The organism is Thalassospira lucentensis (assembly GCF_032921865.1).
GTDB classification, from domain to species: domain Bacteria; phylum Pseudomonadota; class Alphaproteobacteria; order Rhodospirillales; family Thalassospiraceae; genus Thalassospira; species Thalassospira lucentensis_A.
In genome coordinates this window covers 2,229,495-2,250,306 of the sequence record NZ_CP136684.1, presented here as the reverse complement: position 1 = coordinate 2,250,306, position 20,812 = coordinate 2,229,495, and the positions used below count along the sequence as shown (strand labels likewise).

Below are 20,812 nucleotides of genomic sequence, written 5' to 3'. Positions count from 1 at the left end.
ACGCACCCCACCCCAAAGGCAAGAACATTGCCGCATGGCAGACCCACGTCCCGCCATCGATGATCGGCCTGTTGGCATGTCCGAACGATGCATCGGCCCGCTGGCAACCAATCCCACCAGCCAATCCCGGCACCCCGGCCAGCCGATCCAATGCCGATCCAATCCGGGCGCAATTCGGGCCCGCTGATTCTCGGCATTTTCGCGCTTCACCGACCGGACTGGACTGAGCTGGACCGAACCAGCTTCACCTCGCCCCGGCTATCCCAGCCCCGAACAAACGCCCTTGCCCCAAGGGCACATCTCTCCCGTCATGATAAACACCCGTTTTTCGTAAATTTCCGACGGCCTCACGGCCCGGATGCACCACCGCCGTAATGACTTTTCCATGCGCCATTGACGTCCCTTTGGCGACGCCGTCCCCGCCATGTCATCCTGTCAGATCGCTGCCCTGTCATCGTCTCATTCCTGTTTTGCCGCCCGAAACGCAAAAAACCCGCAAAAGCGAATCACGCTTTGCGGGTTTTGTCTCCGGACCCATTTGTCCTGTTGACTTTATCTTTATGACACAATGATAAGAACAAATCAAGAACTTTTTTCTAAAAAATCCGGAAAAAGTTCCCAGCACGGTCAAAACCCATTGATTTACTTGCACAATCATAAAAAAATCATGGTGCCACAACTGATTTGGGAACGACATGATCCGCCCTGCCCGGCCGAGCGATGAAACCGCCATCCGCGACTGCGCCATTTCGGCTTATCAGCAATATGTTGCCATCATCGGGCGCAAACCGGCCCCCATGACCGCCGATTTTGCTGCACAAATTATGGCCGGGCATGTTCACATCGCAACCGATGACAAAAACCAAGTTGTCGGGTTTATCGTTTTTTACCCTGACGACGACACGACCATGATGCTCGAAAACATTGCGGTTATGCCCGACCAGAAAGGGCGCGGTATTGGTAAACGCCTAATGGCCTTTTGCGAGGAAAACGCAAGGCAGCAGGGATTTTCCCATATGCGTCTTTATACCAATGAAAAGATGACTGCGAATTTATCGATCTATCCGCATCTTGGTTATGTCGAAACAGGACGGCGTACTGAAAACGGGTTCAACCGCGTTTATTTTGAAAAGAATCTGTCTGTCTGAAAGGCAAGATAGCAAAAGCCCGGATGACGCAATCCGGGCTTTTGTAAAATATCTCTCACCAACGATTATTCCGCTGCATCGACTTTCAGAACGCCGCGACGGATCTGGTCTTCTTCGATGCTTTCAAACAGGGCACGGAAATTGCCCTCGCCAAAGCCTTCATCGCCCTTGCGCTGGATGAATTCAAAGAAGATCGGGCCGATCACGGTTTTCGAGAAAATCTGCAACAGGATTTTGGTCATGCCGCCATCCACAACGCCCTCGCCATCGATCAGGATGCCATGTTTTTTCATGCGCTCAATCGGCTCGTCATGCCCCTGCACACGGTCATGGGATTTTTCGTAATAGGTATCTGGCGGCCCCGGCATGAATTTAAGGTCATTGGCCGCAAGCCTGTCGGTCGCGTCATAGATACCGTCCGTGCCCACCGCGATATGCTGGATGCCTTCGCCGTTGTATTTTTTGAGGTATTCCTCGATCTGGCTTTTGTCATCGGTTGATTCGTTTAACGGAATACGGATTTTGCCGCACGGCGATGTAATCGCGCGGCTGACCAGACCGGTGATTTTACCCGCAATATCAAAGAAGTGAATCTGTTTGAAATTGAACAGGTCGCGATAGAAATCCCACCATTTATCCATATTGCCGCGATAGACATTATGCGTCAGATGGTCGAGATAATAGAAACCGACCCCTTCGGGTTTCGGGTCACGTTCGCCCAGCCAGTCAAATTCCGTATCATAGGCCGAACCGGTTTCACCATACGCATCGATGAAATACAGAAGCGACCCGCCAATGCCGACAATCGCCGGGACATCAAGGGTTTTGTCATCGCCCGTATACGGCTCCGCGCCCTTGGAAACCGCGTGATCAAAGGCATGCTTGGCATCGACCACCCGCCACGCCATCGACGGCGCACAGGGGCCGTGCTTTTCAACAAATTTCATCCCGTGCGAACCGGGCTCGGCATTCAGGATGTAATTGATGTCACCCTGACGCCAGACGGTAATGTTTTTTGATTTGTGCTTGGCAACCGGCGTATAGCCCATGCGCGTAAACAGGGTTTCAAGCTTCTCGGCCTCTTCATGGGCAAATTCGACAAACTCAAAGCCATCCGTTCCGGCCGGGTTATCGGCAGTGATCGTTGCGCGGGGGGCATCATGTGGAAACGGTCCCATCGAAGGCTCCTTGATCTGGAATTAGAAAGGTTCTTGTTATGGACCTATCTTGCGCCAGATCGGCCGCAATGTGCGTGCATTCACGGTTGATTTTCGCTATTTCATACACATATCATGCGCAGATCATCAAAATGGTGCATGAATGACGCAACTTGATAAACTTGATCTGAAACTGCTTGCCGAATTGCAGCGCGACGGGCGTCTGACCAACAATGATCTGTCAGAACGGATCGCATTATCGCCGTCGCAATGTTCGCGCCGCCGCGCCCGGCTGGAGGCCGAAGGTTTCATTCGCGGATACCGCGCCGATATTGACCGGCAAAAAATGGGCCTTGGCCTGATGGTGGTAATTTCCGTGACCCTGGCCACCCATAATCGCGACAATGCCAAACGGTTTTCCGAACTGCTGGCCAACCTTCCCGAAGTACTGGAAGCCTATTCCCTGACCGGGGAAATGGATTATCACCTGAAGGTCGTGACCAAAGACCTTGCCGCCCTTTCGCATTTCGTGAACGAGGTTTTGCTGCCTCACGATTCCGTGCAGCATGTCAAAACATCGATTGTGCTTAACGTCCTGAAAGACTTCGAAGGTTTGGCCGTTGAAACCGGCTAGGCACGTCCGCCGACGCAATCAGATACATTCAAGCCATGACGTATCGGTAATTTCGGTTTCACGTGGCAGGGTCAGGGTAAACCAGCCGGTTTGATTGCGGCAGGCAATGGTGCGGAATTGCTCGAAATTACGGTAATGGATCGTGATAAAGGGCGGTTCTTCTATCAGCTCTGCCACCTCGAAAACCGGAAGCGGCACCATCAGGGCAGTATTAAGCGTTTTGCCAAGGCTTTCCTTGCAGCTCCAGAGAAGCTGGGCAGCGTCACATTCCGGCAGGTCAAGCTTTGCCATCACCGCAAGTTCCTCGCGGGTCAGTTCCGCCTGCAATAACGGCATCGCATCTTCGTCAATGGGTGCAAGATCAATACCCATCGGATGGGCCCGGTGATAGGCCATCGCCATGGAAGCATCTTCGCTGTGCGCGATACTGACACAGGGAAGCTTATGCCCCAGCCCGGACCCGATTGCCGATGTGCCATCAATAAACGGCTGCCCGAACACCCCCGGCCGCACCCAGAAACGATCCGGCTCATCGGTCGCAAGCCAGCTGGTCAGGGAAATTTTGGCGGCAACCCGCCCGGCGATATAGCTGGTACGGCGGCCATCGTGGCTCATCCGGCGCGCCAAAGACAGTTCTTCGGGATGGAGCCAGTTTTCGGCATCCTCGCCGGCTTCGCCTTCATTGCAAACAGCCACATGCGCAAGCGTGGCACGCAACAGCCCGATGGCGATATCAACTTCGCCCATATCATCACGCGCCAGATCAATATGCCCGGTTCCGAGGACCCGAATATTTTCCATACGTGCTTCCGCTTGCTGTTTGGCAACCCGTCATGAAGCCTGTCTGCAGCATCCATTGTGCACCGGGAGCCCGCAATTGTGAACCGGCTATCTGCGGTTGGCATATAATCGGCAATACATGAATACGGAAAAGGCCGCGCACAATGGCGCGGCCTTTTGACATCCCGGCACACCCTTACCCAAAGATGCCGGGATCCTCCCCCTGTCAGGTCAAAAATCAGATCGCAAGATACTGATCACGCAATTCGGTATCATCGAGAACCGCCTGCGCGGTACCGTCAAACACGATCTGGCCGCTATCCATGATGATCGCGCGATCAGCAAGCTTAAGTGCAGCAATCGCGTTCTGCTCGACAATGATGGTGGTGATGCCAAGCTTTTTGACATTCTGAAGCGTCTTTTCAATCTCCTGGACAATCACCGGTGCAAGACCTTCATACGGTTCATCAAGCAACAGCAGCTTGATATCACGTGCCAATGCCCGCCCGATCGCCAGCATCTGCTGCTCCCCGCCCGAAAGGGTGATCGCTTCCTGCTCGGCACGTTCACCAAGACGGGGGAACAGTTCGTAAATGCGCTGGATCGACCATCCAATCGGCTCGGCAATCTGGGCCAGTTCAAGATTCTGCTCAACCGTCATACCCGGAATGATGCGGCGGTCTTCGGGCACAAGCTGCAGCCCCAGGCGGGCGGCCTGCCACGCCTTCATGGTGTGAAGCGGCTGATGATCGAGCCAGATTTCACCATGCTTGAGTTCCGGATCGGCCATCCGCGCAAGCGCACGCAGGGTCGATGTCTTACCGGCACCGTTACGCCCCAGAAGGGCAAGAATTTCGCCCTCGCGAATGTCAAAGCTGACACCCTGCACGATATAGCTCTCGCCGTAATAGGCATGCAGATCATAGACCGAGAAGAAGGCCGGATCACCGCCCTGTTTCATGACGGGTTTGGTTTGCGGGACCGCGTTCATACAGTTTCCCCTCCGAGATAGGCTTCCTTGACCTTGGGATTGTTGCGCACCTCTTCCGGGGTGCCTTCGGCAATGATCGCACCCTGCGCCAGAACGCTGATGCGGTCTGCCAGACTGAACACGACATGCATGTCATGTTCGATGATCACCTTGGTCATCCCGCGTTCCTTGATCCGTTTGAGCAGATCAATCGTGCGGTTGGTGTCATGTCGCGACATACCAGCGGTCGGCTCATCCAGCAGGAACAGTTTAGGCCGCTGGCTCAGGCACATCGCCAGTTCAAGACGACGTTTATCCCCGCGCGACATTGATCCTGCCAGATGATCCTTGTGTTCGATCAGCCCGACATCCTCAAGCATGTGTTCCGCCTGATCGCGAATTTCGCGTTCCGAAAACAGGCTCTTGAGAAAGCTCAGGTTAAACTCGCCATCACGCTTGGCCAGTGCCGGTACCATCACATTTTGCAGCAACGACAGTTCCGGAAAAATTTCCGGCGTCTGGAAAACACGTGCGACACCAAGCTGGTTGATCTCATACGGATTTTTGCCGGTCAGAACCTCGTCCCCCAGCAACACCCGCCCGCGATTGGGCGCAAGACGCCCGACAATCACGTTAAGCAGGGTCGATTTTCCCGCCCCGTTCGGGCCGATGATGGCATGAACGGTGCCTTCCTTGACCCGAAGATTGATGTCGGACAGGGCCCGCAGGCCGCCGAAATGCTTGTCGACATCGGTAACATCAAGAATGTATTCGGACATCGATCAGACCTCCCTCGTCGAAGGTTGTTGTTCTTTTTCGTTATTCTCGAAGGATGTTGAACGGTTCCGGATCAGACGCCACAGGCGATTGATCCCTTCCATCACCCCACCGGGCAGGAAGATCACGATCAGCATGAAAACAAGACCAAGTGTCAGGTGCCAGCCATCCCCAACGAACAGACCTGCAACCGATGCCACCGCATGGCCAAGCCAGTCGGGCAGGAAGGAAAACGCATTTTGCAGAACCTGATCGTTAAAGGCCGAAAAGATGTTTTCGAAATACTTGATGATCCCCGCACCCAGAAGCGGCCCGATCAGTGTTCCCGCACCACCAAGAATGGTGATCAGAACAACCTCGCCCGACGCCGTCCACTGCATGCGCTCCGCCCCGGCCAGCGGATCGGTCACCGCCAGAAGTGATCCGGCCAGTCCGGCATACATGCCCGAAATGACAAAGGCGGTCATCAGGTAGGGCCGGGTGTTATATCCGGTATACCCCATGCGGTTCTGGTTCGACTTGATGGCACGCAACTTCAACCCGAAAGCGGACCGGAAGATGCGCAGATAGATAAAGAACGAAATGATCAGAAGAACCGCGCATATGTAAAAGCCGGAATATCCGATCCCCTCTATTCCGAACAGGTTCGGAGTCGGCAATGCCGCCGATGCTTCGATCCCGGCCATCCGGTCAAGAACCCTTGCATCACCCTGCGTCAGTTGCAGGCCGGTTTCACCGTTCGTGATCGGCGTCAGAACCGAATAGGCCAGATTGTAGGACATCTGCGCAAAAGCCAGCGTCAGGATCGAGAAATAAATCCCCGAACGACGCAACGAGACATAGCCGATCAGAAGGGCAAACAGCCCCGAAAGCGCAACGGCAAAGATCATTGCCGGCAGGACATTCATTGACAGCAGTTTGAATGACCAGACGGCGGTGTAGGACCCGACGCCCAGAAACGCCGCGTGACCGAAGGAAAGATAACCGGTCAGACCAAACAGGACATTGTAACCGATGGCAAAAATGCCAAAGATCATGAATTTCTGCATCAGATCGGGATAGGCCGCACCGAAAGGCTGCAACCAGATCGGCATGGTCAGGACCACAACCGACAGAACCACCATGTAAATCAGGTCCTGCTTGGGCGAGACGATTTGAGTATTTGACATATCAGCTCTCCATCACGCCCCGTCGCCCCATCAGACCACGCGGACGGGTCAGCAGAATCACGACGGCGACAAGGTAGATGATGATCTGGTCGATACCGGGAAAGATGTCTTTCACTTCAGTCATCGACGAGAAGGATTGCAGGATACCAAGCAGGAAACCCGCCAGCACCGCTCCGGGAAGCGACCCCATGCCGCCGACAACGACGACGACAAAGGACAGGACAAGGAAGTCCATCCCGAGATGGTAATCAGGCGGCAAGACAGGTGTGTACATCACACCGGCAAGCCCTGCGACCACTGCAGCCATGCCAAACACAATGGTAAAACGACGTTCGATATTGATGCCAAGCAGCTCGACCGTTGCACGGTCAGCCATGCCGGCACGCACCACCATCCCGTAAGTGGTGAAATGCAGGAACGAGAAGACAAGACCGATAATTGTTGCCGAAAACAGCAGGTAAATCAGACGCCACCATGGATAAACCACGGATTCCCCAAGGCCGATCCATGCCCCGATATTGGCAGAACCGGCAACAATTTCCGGTGCACCTTGCGGGATCGGGTTTGCCCCGAAGAAGGATTTGATCAGTTCCTGCAACACGATCGCCAGACCGAATGTCACAAGGATCTGTTCGGCGTGGGAACGTTTGTAAAAATGCCGGATCAGTGCCCGTTCCATAATCACGCCAATCGCCAGCATCACCGGAATGGCAAGGATGATTGATAACGGCACAGACCAGTCAATAATCGCCGTGCCGGTATCGCCAAACCAGACTTCGAGATAAGGCGTTTCCTTGTAGGCGTCAAAGAAGGTGACTGACTCGTCCTTGACCCGAACAGAAAGCGTCAGGATTTTTTCCAGCGTCACCGCACAAAAGGCGCCGATCATGAAGATGGCACCATGGGCAAAGTTCACCACGCCAAGCGTGCCGAACACCAGGGTCAGACCAAGGGCAATCAGCGCATAAGCACCCCCCTTGTCCAGACCATTCAGGATTTGAAGAAATATAGCGTCCATTGATTATCCGCCGCGTGTTCAAAAGGGCTTAACGAACAGAAAGCCAAAGCATTTGCCAAAAGCATTGCCCATCGGGGCAGTTGGGCCGACCGTCGGATGACAGTCGGCCCAGCCTGTTACGTTACAAGGGGATCAGACCTGATACGGACCGAGTTCCCCGCCGAACATGTCGGCCGGATATTCGACCTGTGCGCGCGGAACCTCTTTGACCACTTCAAGAAGGTCGAAGTTGGACTGCGGCTCCTGCTTGCCACGCACGACCAGAACGTCTTTGAAGCACTGGTGATCTTCTGCGCGATACAGGGTCGGGCCATTGCCCGCACCATCGAACTCGAAACCTTCAAGTTGCTTGATGACTTCCCAGGGCGCGAAAGTGCCAGCCATTTCGCAGGCATTCGCATAAAGCAGCGCCTGAACATAGCAGGTGTGTGCGGCCTGTGACGGCGGGAAGCCGTATTCCTGACCGAACGATTTCACAAACGCCTGCGAACCGGCATCCTGCAACGACCAGTGCCAGTTGGTGGTCCCCAGAATGCCTTTTGCGGCATCACCGGCCCCCTGTGCCATCAGACGGGAATACAGCGGAACGACGATTTCGAAGTTCTTGCCATTTACCTGCTTGTCGCGCAGACCGAACTGAACCGCCTGTGTTAGCGAGTTGACCATGTCCTTGCCGTAGTGGTTCAGGATCAGGACATCCGCGCCAGAGTTCAGAACCGGCGTGATATATTGCGAGAAGTCACCCGCACCAACCGGAGTGCGAACGGTATTCACGGTTTCCCAGCCGATATTTTCGGTTGCGGCCTTGATCGATTCTTCCTGGGTCCAGCCCCAGGTGTAATCGGCCGTCAGGTGATAGGCACGACGATCGGTGCCATATTCTTCCTTCAGGATCGGCGCAATCGCCTGACCGGACATGTAAGCGTTGAAGAAATGACGGAAGCCATACCGCTTTTTGTCCTTGCCGGTGGTATCATTCGAGTGCGTCAGACCGGCCATGAAGATCACGCCCATTTCCTGACACAGCCCCTGAACGGCCACCGCCACACCGGACGATGAACCACCGGTGATCATTGCAACATTGTCTTTTTCGATCATGCGCTTTGCCGAAGCACGCGCCGCATCGGATTTGGTCTGGGTGTCACCGGTCACGAATTCGACCTTCTTGCCCAGAACGCCGTTCCCCTTAAGCTCCAGCGGCTTGATGGTATTGAGCATGCCGCCATCGCCTTCGCCGTTCAGGTGTTTCACAGCGAGCTGATAGGCGCGCAATTCATCGGCGCCCTCGTCGGCATACGGACCGGACTGTGGAACGTTAAAACCGAACTTGACGCTGCCCGAGCTACCCGGGTCGCCCCGGAAGGTCTGTGCATGTGCATTTTTGATGAAATGCATCGGGAATGATGCGCCGATCAGCGCAGCCCCTGTCGTCGCAGCCGTTCCTTTAAGAACCGTACGACGGGATACATTTCGGGTGTTCTTGGTCTCCGACATGGTTTTCCTCCCCAATGTCTTGGGATGCGTTTCAGAAAAATCTGAGGCCGCGTTTTTTGATTAATGTTTTTGTCGACCTGTCAAAACAATGGGGACTAGTTGAAAATGAATCAATATATGATTGAACAAGAACAGTTTTTTTGTAAATATATAAACAACTCAAATGAAAATTTGTAAATTTTGTCAAGAAAAGGGCACGCCATGTCCCGTCAGGCACCCATCGGACACCGTATTCGCGGACGCCGCAAAGACATCGGCCTGACGCAGAATGCCCTGGCCAAGGCCGCGGGAATTTCGCCCTCTTATCTCAATCTGATCGAACATAACCGCCGTGCGATTGGCGGTGGATTACTGCTGCGCTTGGCAAGCGCACTTGAAATCCAGCCCCATGCCCTGTCAGGGTCGGAAGAAAGCCGCCTGCTTGCCGATCTTGGCGAAGCCGCAACCGATCCGGTTTTTCGTGAAACCCCGCTGATCCCGCGTGAATTTCCGGCAATGATCGCCGCAGCACCGGGCATGATTTCCGCCTTCCTGTCGCTTTATCGCGCCTATCGCAACGGGCTTGAGGAAATTGACAATCTGTCCGAACGGCTCAGCCACGATCCGTTCCTGGCCGAGGCCAGCCATTCAATCCTGACCCGCATCACGTCAATCCGGACAGTTGCCGAAATCTTTGACGATTACGATGATTTGCCTGCCGAACAACGGGCGCGCTTCAACGCCACACTGGTGCGGGAATCCCAAAGACTGGCAGAATCAGCAACCGAGATTTTCAGCTTCCTTGAACGCGGTGATGCCGGGCGCCCTGCCGCCAGCCCCGCCGAGGAAGTCGACGACCTGCTTTATGACAATGCCAACTATTTCCCGACACTCGAAGATCGAGCAGATGAAATGCGGGCTGTCATTGATCCTGCAGGCGGATTGTTTCTGACCGACCTGATCAAGCATCTGGAACGACGTCATCAAATCCGGGTTGATCGTTTGCCCCCCGAAGATTTGCCCGCATCGGGGTTCGACTGGAACCGCGCGGATTCCCACCTCAGATTTTCACGCGCGATGCCGATCACCTCGACACGCTTTCATGCGGCACGGATCATTTGCCGACTGGAAGGCGAGGATACGGTCAATGACATCCTGGACCGCGCCAACCTTGGCACCGATGCCGCCCGCCAACGCGCAGGCGAGGCCCTGATATCCTATTTCGCAGCGGCCCTTCTGTTCCCCTATGACAGCTTCCGGGCCGAGGCCCAGATTTTGCGGCATGACATCGAATTGCTGCAGCAACGCTTTGCCGCAAGCTGGGAGCAGGTCTGCCACCGCCTGACGACCTTGCGCCGCCCGGGTGCTGAAGGCATTCCTTTCCATTTCATGCGCACCGATATTGCCGGCAATATTTCCAAACGTTTTTCGGCATCCGGCCTGCAACTACCGCGTTACAGCGGTGCCTGCCCCCGTTGGGTGGTTCACGAAGCCTATTTGACGCCAGAACGGGTAATACCGCAATTTGTTCGCCTGCCCGATGAAAGCGAATATCTTTTTATTGCGCGTGCGGTGCGTACTGGTGCCGGAGGGTATCGGGTGCCGCAATCGGTTTATTCCGTTATGATCGGTTGCGACACGGCCTTTGCCCGTGACATTGTTTATGCGGACGGATTGCCGCTTGATACCCCGCAGGCAGCCGTTCCGGTTGGCATTGGGTGCCGACAATGCCCACGTGAAGAATGCATGCAGCGCGCCTATGCGGTTGCCGATACAGGGCACGAGATCCATACCACCCCAAAGTAGCATTAAAACTCGCGCAATAACCGGTTAGGATCGAATATATAATAATTCGAATATTGGGGAGAACGTCCGTGACGGAGAGACCAAAGGTCCTGATAGCCGAGGACGAGGAAACCATCGTCGAATCGCTTAGCTTTCTGATGGAGAAGGAAGGCTATGACGTCAGCGTTGCAACCGATGGCCAGATGGCCATCGCAATGATTGTGCGCGACCTTCCTGACATGGTTCTGCTTGATGTCATGATGCCGGGCTGTGACGGTTTTGATGTTGTCCGCGCCGTTCGCGAAAATCCGCACACCCGTCCCGTTCCGATCATGATGTTGACGGCCAAAACCCGTGAGGTCGACCGACGCAAAGGACTTGAGCTTGGCGTTGACGACTTTGTCACCAAACCGTTTTCCACCCGCGATGTGGTTTCACGCGTCAAAGCCATGCTGGCTGGCGACCGGAACTAGGCGCAAAAAAGCGGGAGCTGGCCAATGCCCCCCCCCCGGAAACTTACCGAACGCGCCTTTGTCCTTGCCCTTGTTGCGTTCTTTGCATGGATCCCGCCTTTGGTCGGGGTCTTTTCTCTTGAAGGAACGCTGTTCGGGTTACCCATCCTGTTCGTTTATTTCTTTGCCGGCTGGGCCTTGCTTATCGGTTGCTGTGCGCTCATCACACGCGCCCTTCGTCACAGCATCCAGACGGAGGAAAGGGAATAGGCATGCTGTCCTCCGAACTGGTGATCACGGTTTCGCTTGCTTATGTCGGATTGCTTTATGCCATCGCATGGTGGGGGGACAAACGGGCACGCGACGGACGATCATGGGTGCGCAATCCGACTGTCTATACCCTGTCCATTGCGGTCTATTGCACATCCTGGACATTTTATGGCGCGGTCGGGTCGGCTGCACGGAACGGCCTTGAATATCTGACGATCTATCTCGGACCGACGGTCATTTTCCTTGGATGGTGGTTTTTGCTGCGCAAGATGCTACGCATCTCCAAGGCGCATCGCATCACATCCATCGCCGATTTCATTTCATCGCGTTATGGCAAAAGCACGCAATTATCGATGCTGGTTACCCTGATCACGGTGATCGGAACAACGCCATATATCGCGCTCCAGCTTAAGGCGATTGCCACCAGCTATACCGTTCTGACCGTCTGGGGCGGGGCGATGACCGGCCCGGTCGTCAATCAGGTGCCCATGCTTGCCGATAGCGGCTTTTGGGCGGCCCTTGGTCTTGCCCTGTTTGGCATTCTGTTTGGCACCCGGTTTATTGATGCGGATGAACATCACGAAGGCATGGTCGCAGCCATCGCCTTTGAAAGCCTTGTCAAAATGTTCGCCCTGCTTGCTGTCGGCATTTTTGTCTGCTTTTTCATGTTTGCCGGATTGGGCGATCTGTTTGATCAGGCCGCGGCAAATCCACAAACCGCATCCTTGCTGCAACTGCCCGAAAACGGCAGCGCACGCTGGATGACGTTGATGATGCTGTCCATGGCGGCAATCCTGACATTGCCGCGGCAGTTTCAGGTCATCATCGTCGAAAATGTCGATGAACGCCACCTGTCGACCGCAAGCTGGGCCTTTCCGCTTTATCTGCTGGCGATGAATTTGTTCGTCCTGCCAATTGCCTTGGCGGGCCTTGGCGTTTTGCCAAGCTGGGCCGATCCGGATTTCTTTGTGATTTCCGTACCCCTTTTTGAAGGTCATTCGCTACTGGCCCTGATTGCCTATGTCGGTGGATTATCCGCCAGCACCAGCATGGTGATTGTTGCAACGATTGCGTTGTCGACCATGGTCTGCAACGACCTTGTCGTTCCCGCGTTGCTGCGCATTCGCTGGCTGCGCGTCACCGAACGCGATGATCTTACCGGCCTTCTGATCTTCATCCGGCGCGCTTCCATCGTGCTGGTCGTGTTTATGGGCTTTGCCTATTACCGGTCGGCCGGAGCCAGCGATGCATTGGCTGAAATCGGCCTGATATCCTTTGCCTCCACCGCACAATTCATCCCGATCATGATTGGCGGCCTTTATTGGAAGGGGGGCACCAAAACCGGTGCCCAGGTCGGCCTTGTGATCGGTTTTGCCATCTGGGCCTATACCCTGCTGCTGCCATCGCTTGCCGATAGCGGCTGGATGAACCCGACACTGATCGAACATGGTGCATTTGGTCACCCCTGGCTTCGACCGGAAAGCTTGTTTGGCTTAACCGGGTTCGAGCCACTCACCCATGCCCTGATCTGGTCAATCACACTCAATACAGCGGCCTATGTCCTGATCAGCCTGTTCACATCGCCAAGCGCGTTGGAACGCATTCAGGCCACCCTGTTTGTCGATGCGTTTCTGCGCAAAGGTCAGGAAACAGTTATCTGGCGGTCATCAGCAACGATTGACGATCTGTATGAACTGGTTGAACGTTTTCTGGGCCGTGAACGTGCGTTTCATTCCTTTCGCGATTTCGGCTGGACGCGCGAAACGCCCTGGCGCGGCAAAGGCGAAGCCAATGCCGACATGATCGCCTTTACCGAACGGCTGCTTGCCGGGTCCATCGGGGCGGCGTCGGCGCGCGTAATGGTTTCCTCTGTCGCCAAGGGGGAAATGGTCAGTCTTGATGAAGTCCTCGAAATTCTCGAGGAAACATCACATGTGATCGAATATTCCCAGCGCCTTGAACAGAAATCGCACGAATTGGAACGTGCAGCGGCCGAACTTCGCGCTGCCAATGAACGGCTTAAGGAACTTGATCGCCTGAAAGACGAATTCCTGACCATGGTCAGTCACGAATTCAGAACGCCGCTCACCTCAATCCGGTCCTTCTCCGAAATCCTTGTCGACACACCGGAACTCGATCCGGAACGCGCCGAACATTTCATGGGAATTATCGTACGCGAAAGCGAACGCCTGACCCGTCTGATTGACGACCATCTTGATCTTGCCAGGCTTGAGGCCGGTCATTCCGACTGGCGCCCGGAAAATGTTGATCCGCGGTCCGTCCTTGACGAAAGCGTCGAAGCAATCAAAGGGTTGCTCGACAACAAGGGGGTTGATCTGGAACTCGACTTGTCGCCCGCGACTGTCACGCTGCATGTGGATCGCGACCGGCTGACACAGGTCTTTATCAACCTGCTGTCAAACGCTGCAAAATTTTCTGCGGCCCGTGATCCCAGCGTAAAGGTCCGCGGTGAAGTCATGGATGGTGGTTATCTTGTTTCGATCACCGATAACGGAAACGGCATCACCAAAGACGAACAGGCGGTAATCTTCAATAAATTTGCCCGTGGCGGCAAATACCCCGATGACAAACCCCGCCCGTCCGGTTCCGGTCTTGGTCTGGCTATCGCCAGACATGTCGTGGAACATTGCAAAGGCAAGATCTGGGTTGAGAGTCCGCCGGGCCGTGGTGCGACCTTCAGGGTGTTTGTTCCCGCCGCCTGATTGCCAGCCCACCCCTCATTTTAACCATTCCAATTGGCGTTTACCCATCGGTTACCCCCGCTCATCAGAAGATAAATCACTGTTTATCGAGAGAGATGAGGCGGTCATGCAGTATCAGCTAAAAATAAACGGAGAATCCCGTACCGTCGAAGCAGAACCTGGCACCCCGCTATTATGGGTTCTGCGTGACGGACTGGAACTTACCGGCACCAAGTTTGGATGTGGCGTTGCCTATTGCGGCGCCTGTACCGTTCACATTGACGGGTACCCGACCCGTTCCTGCCAGACCTTTATTGAAGACGCTGTCGACAGTGAAATCACGACGATTGAAGGCGCAACCGACAAGATCGCCCAAGCGGTTCAGGCCGCATGGCGCGAAAAGGACGTCGTACAATGTGGCTGGTGTCAATCCGGACAGATCATGTCGGCCATCGGCCTTCTGACCGAGAATCCGAAACCGACGGACGATGAAATCAAGGAATACATGTACGGCAATGCGTGCCGTTGTGTGACCTATGTACGCATCAACGAAGCCATCAAACTGGCGTCTGAAAAGCTGGAGGCATAAGTCATGACAATCAATGTATCACGTCGCGGCTTCATGATCGGATCAGCCGCCGGTACCGCCGCCCTTCTGGTCGGCGTCAATGCCAAAGGCGTTCTTGCAGCAGGCAGCGGTGTGGCTGCCGCAACCGACCTTAACCCGTTTGTCAAAATCGATGCCGATGGCACGGTAACCGTCATCATCAAACATTTCGAAATGGGTCAGGGCACCACAACCGGCCTGACGACACTGGTTGCCGAGGAACTCGGCGCTGACTGGGACACGGTTCAGACGGCATTCGCCCCTGCCGATAATGAACGTTATGCCAACCTGTTCTTCCATGCACAGGGAACCGGTGGCTCAACATCCATCGCCAATTCCTTCATGCAATATCGCGAAGCCGGTGCTGCAGCGCGTGATCTTCTGGTCCGTGCGGCTGCCCAGAACTGGGGTGTCGATGCCAGCAGCATCACCGTTGAAAACGGCATGCTGAAATCCGGTGGCAATTCCGGTCATTTCGGAGAATTTGTCGCGATTGCAGCAACCCTTGAGGCGGTTGAAAAACCAACCGTTAAAACCCCGGATCAGTTCAAGCTGATTGGCAGCGACAAACTGCATCGCAAGGACAACACCGACAAGACGAACGGCACCGCAATCTTTGCGATGGATGTCAATCTGCCGGGCATGATCTATGCCGCGATCATGCGCAGCCCGAAATTCGGTGGCACCGTCACCTCCTTTGACGACACTGCGTCCAAAGATGTTGCAGGGTTCATTGCTGCACAAATTCTGCCGAACAAGGCAGGAGTTGTGGCGTTTGGCAAAAACACCTGGGCTGCGTTTCAGGCACGTGATGCCCTTTCTGTTGAATGGGATTTCAGCCAGGCCGAAACACGCAGCACGGATGCCATGATTGCCGATCACAAGGTACTGCTTGATGCGCCGCAGTTTGACGCCAATCACGAAGTGCCGCTGGCATCCGTTGAACCGCTTCTGGCCAATGCCACCAAAACCATTGATGCAGAATTCACCTTCCCGTTCCTGGCTCACGCCCCGCTGGAACCGGAAAACTGCATCATCGAGCCGACCGAAAATGGCGTTCGCCTCCATGATGGCTGCCAGTTCCCGACCCTGACCCGCCCAATGGTCGCAGCCGCCCTTGGACTGGAACCGTCACAGGTCGAGATCAGAACGCTTTATGCCGGCGGTTCGTTCGGTCGTCGTGCCAACGGCGCCTCCGACTATAATGTCGAAGCCGCCATGGCCTTTGCCGTTTCGGGCCGCAAGGTTCCGGTCAAACTGGTCTGGAGCCGCGAGGACGATATTCGCGGCGGTTATTACCGCCCGATGGCCGTACACCGGGCAAAAATCGGTCTGGATAGTGATGGCAAGATTATTGGCTGGGATCACCGGATGGCTGTCAAATCCATCATGAAGGGTGGGCCGATGGAAGGCATGGTACAGGATGGCATCGACCCGACATCGGTCGAGGGTGTCACCGAAAGTCTTTATACCATCCCCAACCATGGCATCGGGTTAAGCGACTTCCAGACCCCGACCCCCATATTGTGGTGGCGTTCGGTGGGACATACCCACACCGGATATGTCATGGAAACACTGATGGATATGCTCGCAACCGAAACGGGGCAGGACCCGATCGAAATGCGCCTTGCGATGCTTGATCCGGCAGGCACCAATCAGGCCCGCATGATCGAAGCCATCAAGCTTGTCCGCGAGATATCCGGATGGGAAAAGGGCGACAAACGTGGTTTTGCCGCGCACCTTTCGTTCAATACCTGCGTTGCGGTTGTTGCCGACGTCACGGTCGAGGACACCAGTGTGCATGTGAACAAACTGTTCATGGCGGTTGAATGCGGGGTAGCTGTTAACCCCGATGTCATCCGCGCACAGATGGAAGGCGGTGCTGGTTACGCATTATGTGCCGCCTTCCGCAACGAAATCACCCTGACGGATGGTGAAGTCGACCAGTTCAACTTCCCGGATTACGAACTGCTTCGAAATGCCGAAATGCCTGCCATCGAAGTGGCAATTGTTCAATCGAACAATGCCCCTACGGGCGTTGGCGAACCGGGCGTCCCCCCGACCGCTCCGGCTGTTGCCAACGCCATATTTGGCAAGACCGGAAAACGGATCACGGATCTTCCGATGACCAAAGCCGGTTTCGACTTCGTGTAAGGCATGTTGCCCGGGGGGCATTTTCGGGTCCCCACCCGTCCCCCGGGCAGCCCCTTTTGCGGGAGCACATCATGAGTAACCAGTTATCGGCCATGCTACGCGTCTGGCAGGAAAACAAGACAGATACCGAATGGGTTTTGGGTACGGTTTATCGCACCGAGGGTTCGGCCTATCGCAAGGCCGGGGCCATGATGCTGATTAACGGGAATGGCCAGCAGTTTGGCCTACTGAGCGGCGGCTGCCTTGAAGCCGATATTATCCGCAACGCCCGGCGCGCCATGGTAACCAACAAAACGGTCATGCTTGTCTATGACGGCAATGACGAAGACGACCTGTCTTTCCGGCTGGGCGTTGGTTGCGGCGGCAAGGTATTCATCATGCTGCAACCCCTTGACCACGCAAACGACCTTGGGCTTTCCGATCTTTGCGATGCTTTGATGGTGCGCCAAAGCGGTCTGTATTTTCAGAAAGTCGGCGATACCCGCGGATATTTCAAACGTGCGGACCATACCGGCCAGCGCACCGGCTATATCGAAAACCGGTCTGATGGTGACTGGCTTGTAACCCCGATTGTGCCTGAACCCCACATCCTGATCGTCGGGGGTGGATTGGATGCGCGGCCTGTGGTTTCCATCGCACATGAAATGGGCTGGAAAACCACATTGGTTGACCCGCGCCCAGCGAATGCCCGCCCCGAACATTTCCCCAAGGCAGGCACCATCCTGCGTCAGATCGACACAACATTGGTTGATTATGTTGCGCAACATCGCGTCGATACGGCAATCCTGATGTCGCACAGCATTGATATCGATGCCAAGGCGCTTCAGATTCTGAAATCCAGCCAGTTGCGTCATGTTTCCATGCTGGGTCCGCGGCATCGTTTTGTCGATGTTCTTGAACGTGCGGAAATTGCCGAGCCTGCCCTGCCCTTCCCGGTAGCCAGCCCCGCCGGGATCGATATTGGCGGACAACTGCCCGAAAGCATCGCACTTTCAATGTTATCGGGTATTCATGTCGCACTTTACAAACTTGATGCCGCCCCGGCACTCGCTCAGGCGGCTGAATGATGAAAATTGCCGGTCTTATCGTTGCAGCGGGTGAAAGCACACGATTTGGCGGACGCAAACAGCTTGCCGATATCAATGGCAAGCCGATGCTGGAACACGCCATTGATCAGCTTCGCCCCATTTTCAACGATGATCTTTATGTCGTGCTGGGTGCATTTCGCGATGAAATCCTTTCGGTGATCGGCAATCGCGCAAAAACCATCGCCAACGACAACTGGCAATCCGGTATGGGATCATCGATTGCAGCAGGCATTGCCGGAATTTGCGCAGCCGGTACGTATGACGGCCTCCTGATCGCCCTTGCGGATCAGGTCGGCTTGACCAGAAATGACTATCAGAAACTTCTGAATGCCTTTGACGGAAGCCACGTCATAGCATCCCGGTATAAGGAAATGAACGGCGTCCCCGCCCTGTTTCCAGCCGCATATTTCCCGGAACTTTCCAAGTTGGACGGCGCCCGCGGCGCACAACAGGTGCTCAATAGCAGCAGTCACGATATCAGTGCGATCGCCATGCCAAATGCAGCGTTCGACATCGACACTCAGGATGATCTGAAACTGTTTGCCAACCGGCTTTTCGAACCGGGCTGACCTTTCACCGCTTTTAGGGCAATCTGGTATCTTCAGCATCTGGCAAAACCGCCGAAACCGGAACCACAAACATATGAAAACAACCGCCAACATCATGGTCCTTCTGGTCGAGGACAACATGGATATTGCCGGAACAATAAGCGATTACCTGACAATAGAAGGCATCGAATGCGATCACGCCTTTGATGGGGAAACGGGTTTTCAGCGCGCACTGACTGGCGAATATGATGTGATATTGCTTGATATCATGTTGCCGTTTCGCGATGGCATCAGCATCTGCAACGCCTTGCGCAACGAGGGGATCGACACCCCGGTTCTAATGCTGACAGCGCGCGATACACTCGCAGACAAACTTGAAGGTTTCAGTGCCGGGGCGGATGATTATCTGGTCAAACCTTTTGCGCTTGAAGAACTTCTGATGCGTACAAGGGTTCTGTCGCGCCGCCGCAGTGGCGAAATCCGGCGCTTTTCGCTTGGCGATCTGATCGTTGATTTTGAAAACAGACATGTTGCGCGATCCGGACAGGCAATCAATCTCTCCCCGACAAGCTGGACCATTCTGGAAGTTCTTGCCCAGAACAGTCCGCATGTCGTGACACGGTCACGATTGTCGATGGCATTGTGGCAGGGCGATCCGCCAGATACCAATGCGCTTAAAACGCATCTTTACAAATTGCGAATGCGCATCGACAAACCATTCGATCAAAACCTGATACATACAGTTGCCGGCCAGGGCGTGGCCCTTCGCGAGTAAAAGAAATGCATTCCTGCGCACCAATCCAGAAAACTTTTTCCCGCTTTGTGCGGAACTACGTTTTGCTGGCACTTGTCATTACACTGGTGATCTATACCGGTGTCGTTAATTTCTACATGCTGTATGGCAAATGGATGGTCGCGAGTTTCCAGCTACAGACCATTGCCGATCAATATGATGAAATGCGCAGCAATGACCCAACCGCCCCGCTTCCCAATGGCTTTAACATTCAGACCTTTACAGACTACAACGAATTGCCGGAGCTTCTGCGCAACCGCTACAAACCCCAAGATATCGATCCGGGCGAGCTTTATTATCTGAACACCGATAAATATGCTGCGCAAAAAGATCCGGATAATCCGGTCTTTCTGGTGTTCCCCCATATTCTTGCCGACGGCACGCAGATCATGCTGCTACAGACCTATCACGCGGGAGATGAAGACAGCGTCTATTTTGCGCGCCTTCACAAACTGGCCCTTCTTTCCATCCCGTTTGCACTCGGAGTTATGGCGATATTTGCCTATGTGCTTTGGCTGATCGGCAAACGCATGACGCAGCCATCTGAAAACCTGCAAAGCTGGGCGAAAACCCTGTCACCCGAAAACCTTGACCAACCGGTACCCGATTTTGGCTTTACCGAACTGAATGATGTCGCCAGCGAACTGCATCAGTCACTGGTAAGGGTCGACAGGTTCGTGACACGCGAACGCGAATTCCTGCGTCAGGCCAGTCATGAACTGCGAACCCCGGTAACGATTGTCAGCGGCAATGTTGAACTGCTTGATAAAACACCGTTAAACGAAATTCAGGTTCGTCTGGCCGCACGGATCAAACGCGCCAACCGCAATATGCAGCAACTGATTGAAACCCTGCTTTGGCTCGGGCGCGAAGCAACGCCTAACGGCATACACGAAAAGATCGACTATCCGGCTTTCGTGCGCGAGGCCATCGTTGATCTTGCCTATCTGACCGACGGCAAGAATCTGACATGTGAATTCAGTGCTGACGCAGAAAGCGGCGAGATCGAAGCATCACCTGCAGCGCTGATGATTGTCGTATCCAACCTGATCCGTAATGCGTTCGAACATACGCCCAAAGGGCAGGTTACGGTCCGGCTTGAGGCCAACAAACTGGTTGTCGAAAACAACCTGATGACCTGTGCCGGGGATTGCGCCCGCGATCAGGGTGAAGGCATCGGCCTGCATCTGGTGCGCAGTATTTGCGAACGCTGCAACTGGCATTGCGAGACAGCTTTCCTTGCCTCTGGCGGCATGCGCGCAATTTTCACCCTTTCAGACGCGTGAT

The 20,812-nt window shown here is 54.7% G+C and carries 19 protein-coding genes; 12 read left to right on the top strand and 7 right to left on the bottom strand.

The features are described 5' to 3' along the window. The first annotated feature begins 695 nt into the window (after positions 1-695). Entirely contained in the window at positions 696-1,148 is a 453-nt protein-coding gene (locus R1T41_RS10985) for a GNAT family N-acetyltransferase (protein WP_317341542.1), read from the top strand. A 65-nt stretch (positions 1,149-1,213) separates the two neighbouring features. Here the strand turns inward: R1T41_RS10985 and hppD are convergent, their stop codons facing one another. Beyond that, positions 1,214-2,326, bottom strand: coding sequence for a 4-hydroxyphenylpyruvate dioxygenase (gene hppD / locus R1T41_RS10980; RefSeq protein ID WP_317341541.1), 1,113 nt, complete (start codon positions 2,324-2,326; stop codon positions 1,214-1,216). Positions 2,327-2,468: 142 nt separating this feature from the next. On the opposite strand from hppD, the gene R1T41_RS10975 reads away from it, so the two are divergent. Next, a complete protein-coding gene (locus R1T41_RS10975) occupies positions 2,469-2,939 on the top strand; it encodes an Lrp/AsnC family transcriptional regulator (protein WP_097051219.1) in 471 nt (156 codons plus the stop codon). Between the two features lie 18 nt (positions 2,940-2,957). Here the strand turns inward: R1T41_RS10975 and R1T41_RS10970 are convergent, their stop codons facing one another. The 6 genes from R1T41_RS10970 to R1T41_RS10945 all read right to left on the bottom strand — a co-directional run bounded on the left by R1T41_RS10970 (position 2,958) and on the right by R1T41_RS10945 (position 9,147). Then, positions 2,958-3,740: a 4'-phosphopantetheinyl transferase family protein gene (locus tag R1T41_RS10970; RefSeq protein WP_062951493.1), complete on the bottom strand. Its 783-nt coding sequence runs from the start codon at positions 3,738-3,740 to the stop codon at positions 2,958-2,960. A 217-nt stretch (positions 3,741-3,957) separates the two neighbouring features. Beyond that, positions 3,958-4,710, bottom strand: coding sequence for an ABC transporter ATP-binding protein (locus R1T41_RS10965; protein ID WP_062951494.1), 753 nt, complete (start codon positions 4,708-4,710; stop codon positions 3,958-3,960). Next, positions 4,707-5,468: an ABC transporter ATP-binding protein gene (locus tag R1T41_RS10960; protein WP_062951495.1), complete on the bottom strand. Its 762-nt coding sequence runs from the start codon at positions 5,466-5,468 to the stop codon at positions 4,707-4,709. Before R1T41_RS10960 ends, R1T41_RS10965 begins: the two co-directional genes overlap by 4 nt. 3 nt (positions 5,469-5,471) lie before the next feature. Then, on the bottom strand, positions 5,472-6,635 hold the full coding sequence (locus R1T41_RS10955; RefSeq protein ID WP_062951496.1) for a branched-chain amino acid ABC transporter permease: 1,164 nt from the start codon (positions 6,633-6,635) through the stop codon (positions 5,472-5,474). Between the two features lies 1 nt (position 6,636). Further along, positions 6,637-7,653, bottom strand: a complete 1,017-nt coding sequence (locus tag R1T41_RS10950) for a branched-chain amino acid ABC transporter permease (protein WP_062951497.1) — start codon at positions 7,651-7,653, stop codon at positions 6,637-6,639. A 132-nt stretch (positions 7,654-7,785) separates the two neighbouring features. Beyond that, complete coding sequence (locus tag R1T41_RS10945) at positions 7,786-9,147, bottom strand: ABC transporter substrate-binding protein (RefSeq protein WP_062951498.1); 1,362 nt, start codon at positions 9,145-9,147, stop codon at positions 7,786-7,788. A gap of 201 nt (positions 9,148-9,348) precedes the next feature. Between R1T41_RS10945 and R1T41_RS10940 the strand changes: the two genes are divergently transcribed. From R1T41_RS10940 to R1T41_RS10895, 10 genes are all read left to right on the top strand, one after another. Beyond that, entirely contained in the window at positions 9,349-10,932 is a 1,584-nt protein-coding gene (locus tag R1T41_RS10940; RefSeq protein ID WP_114111311.1) for a helix-turn-helix domain-containing protein, read from the top strand. Between the two features lie 68 nt (positions 10,933-11,000). Next, positions 11,001-11,384 (top strand): response regulator transcription factor, encoded by a 384-nt coding sequence (locus R1T41_RS10935; RefSeq protein WP_317341540.1) that lies wholly within the window; start codon positions 11,001-11,003, stop codon positions 11,382-11,384. Between the two features lie 24 nt (positions 11,385-11,408). Continuing rightward, the gene (locus R1T41_RS10930; RefSeq protein ID WP_317341539.1) at positions 11,409-11,633 is read left to right on the top strand and encodes a hypothetical protein; all 225 of its coding nucleotides are present in this window, start codon (positions 11,409-11,411) and stop codon (positions 11,631-11,633) included. Positions 11,634-11,635: 2 nt separating this feature from the next. Beyond that, complete coding sequence (locus R1T41_RS10925; RefSeq protein ID WP_062958701.1) at positions 11,636-14,356, top strand: sensor histidine kinase; 2,721 nt, start codon at positions 11,636-11,638, stop codon at positions 14,354-14,356. A gap of 106 nt (positions 14,357-14,462) precedes the next feature. Beyond that, positions 14,463-14,924 (top strand): (2Fe-2S)-binding protein, encoded by a 462-nt coding sequence (locus R1T41_RS10920; RefSeq protein WP_062951502.1) that lies wholly within the window; start codon positions 14,463-14,465, stop codon positions 14,922-14,924. Between the two features lie 3 nt (positions 14,925-14,927). Beyond that, positions 14,928-17,096, top strand: coding sequence for a xanthine dehydrogenase family protein molybdopterin-binding subunit (locus R1T41_RS10915; protein ID WP_317341538.1), 2,169 nt, complete (start codon positions 14,928-14,930; stop codon positions 17,094-17,096). A 71-nt stretch (positions 17,097-17,167) separates the two neighbouring features. Next, complete coding sequence (locus R1T41_RS10910) at positions 17,168-18,163, top strand: XdhC family protein (protein ID WP_317341537.1); 996 nt, start codon at positions 17,168-17,170, stop codon at positions 18,161-18,163. Beyond that, on the top strand, positions 18,160-18,753 hold the full coding sequence (locus R1T41_RS10905) for a nucleotidyltransferase family protein (RefSeq protein WP_317341536.1): 594 nt from the start codon (positions 18,160-18,162) through the stop codon (positions 18,751-18,753). Before R1T41_RS10910 ends, R1T41_RS10905 begins: the two co-directional genes overlap by 4 nt. A 73-nt stretch (positions 18,754-18,826) precedes the next feature. Further along, entirely contained in the window at positions 18,827-19,507 is a 681-nt protein-coding gene (locus R1T41_RS10900; protein ID WP_317341535.1) for a response regulator transcription factor, read from the top strand. 62 nt (positions 19,508-19,569) lie between these two features. Beyond that, complete coding sequence (locus R1T41_RS10895) at positions 19,570-20,811, top strand: sensor histidine kinase (RefSeq protein WP_062951507.1); 1,242 nt, start codon at positions 19,570-19,572, stop codon at positions 20,809-20,811. The last annotated feature ends 1 nt before the right edge of the window (position 20,812 follow it).